Genomic DNA, 2,051 nt, shown 5'->3' on the forward strand with positions numbered 1-2,051 from the left:
CCCGCCTGCCCGAGTACATGATCCCCGCCACCTTCGTCGCCCTGGACACCGTCCCCCTCTCCCCCAACGGCAAGCTCGACCGCCGCGCCCTCCCCACACCGCCCGCCGAGACGGCCGGGGACGTCTCCCGGGCGCCGAGGAACGCGCGGGAGGAGATCCTGGCCGGGATCTTCGCCACGGTCCTGGGCGTCGAACGGGTGGGTGCCGAGGACGACTTCTTCGCGCTCGGCGGCCACTCCCTGCTGGTGGCACGTGCCGCGAGCCGGGCGCGGGACGCGCTGGGCGTGGAGTGCGCGGTGCGCGATCTGTTCGAGGCGCGGACGGTCGCCGCGCTGGCGGCCCGGCTCGCGGACCGGGCGGCCACCGGCCGGCCGGTCCTGGCGCGTGCGGATGAGCGTCCGGAGCGGCTGCCGCTCTCGTACGCCCAGCGCCGGCTGTGGCTGATCGACAGCGTGCAGGGCCCGGGTACGGCGTACAACGTGCCGCTCGCCGTGCGGCTGCGGGGGGCGGTGGACGCGGAGGCACTGCGTGCGGCCGTCGCGAACGTGCTGGCACGGCACGAGGTGCTGCGCACGGTCTTCGCGGAGGCCGACGGCGAGCCCTACCAGCGGGTCCTGGACCCGGCCGCCGTCACCGTGCCGTTCACCGTCCGCCGGGTGTCCGCCGGGCGGCTGGAGGCCGAGGCGGTCGCGGCGGGCGAGTACGTCTTCGACCTGGCGGCGGAGCCGCTGATGCGGGTGACGCTGCTGACGGCGGCCGAGGATCACCATGTCCTGGTCCTTCTGCTGCACCACATCGCGACGGACGAGTGGTCGACCGGGCCGCTCCTGGCCGACCTGGACACCGCCTACCGGGCCCGGGCCGCCGGGCACGAGCCGCAGTTCGCCGAACTGCCCGTGCAGTACGCGGACTTCGCCCTCTGGCAGCGAGACCTCCTCGGAGACCCGGCCGAGGCGGACTCCCTCGCCTGCCGCCAGGCCGCCCACTGGCGCGAAGCCCTCGCGGGCCTCCCCGAGGAGATCACCCTCCCCACCGACAAGCCCCGCCCCGCCGTACCCACACGGGGCGGCGATGTGGTGACCTTCGAGGTGGGCGCGGCCACGGGCGAGGCGCTGGCGCGGATCGCCCGGGAGTCCGGGGCGACCATGTTCATGGTGGTGCACGCGGCGGTCGCCGCCCTGCTCCACCGGCTCGGCGCCGGGGACGACATCCCCCTCGGCACACCGGCCACCGGCCGCGAGGACGACCGGGTCGCCGATCTGGTCGGGTTCTTCCTCAACACCCTGGTACTGCGCACCGACCTGTCCGGGGACCCGAGCTTCAGCGAGCTGGTCGGCCGGGTCCGGGACGCGGACCTGGCGGCGTTCTCACACGCCGATCTGCCCCTGGAGGCGGTGGCCGAGACCGTCGGGCAGACCCGCTCCCAGGCCCGGAACCCGCTGTTCCAGTCGATGGTGACGTACCACTCGGTCACCACCGAGGTCCCGGAGCTGTGCGGTGTCCCGGCCGAGGAACTGGTCGTGGAGATCGGCGGGTCCAAGGTGGACCTGGAGTTCGCCTTCGGAGGTCCGGAGGCGGACGGCCGGATCAGCGGTGGGGTGCGCTATGCGACGGATCTGTTCGAGCGGGCGGGCGCGGAGCGCCTGACGGGCCGTCTGGTCCGGCTGCTGGACGCGGTCGCCGGGGCTCCGGAGATGCCCCTGTCCGGGATCGAGGTGATGGAGCCCCGGGAGCGGGAGGCGGTGCTGCGGGGCTGGAACGACACCGCGCACCCGCTCGACGGCCCGGCCACCCTCGCCGACCTGGTCGCGGAGGGAGCCCGGTGCGCCGGCGTCCCGGACGCAACGGCCCTGGTCTTCGAGGGCGCGGAACTGTCACGTGCCGCGTTCGAGGACCGCGTCAACCGCCTCGCCCGGCTCCTCGCCGACCGGGGCGTGGGACCGGAGGCCGTCGTCGCCGTCGCCCTCCCGCGCTCGTTCGACCTGCTCATCGCCCTGCACGCCGTGGTCCGCGCGGGCGGCGCCTACCTCCCCCTCGACCTCACCCTCCCC

General features: G+C 75.0%; 1 protein-coding gene. It reads left to right on the top strand.

From position 1 onward, the window contains the following. The coding region (locus C593_RS29760; RefSeq protein ID WP_018848146.1) for a condensation domain-containing protein at positions 1 to 2,051 on the top strand (2,051 nt) is incomplete at both ends.

Source organism: Streptomyces sp. CNT372 (genome assembly GCF_000377145.1).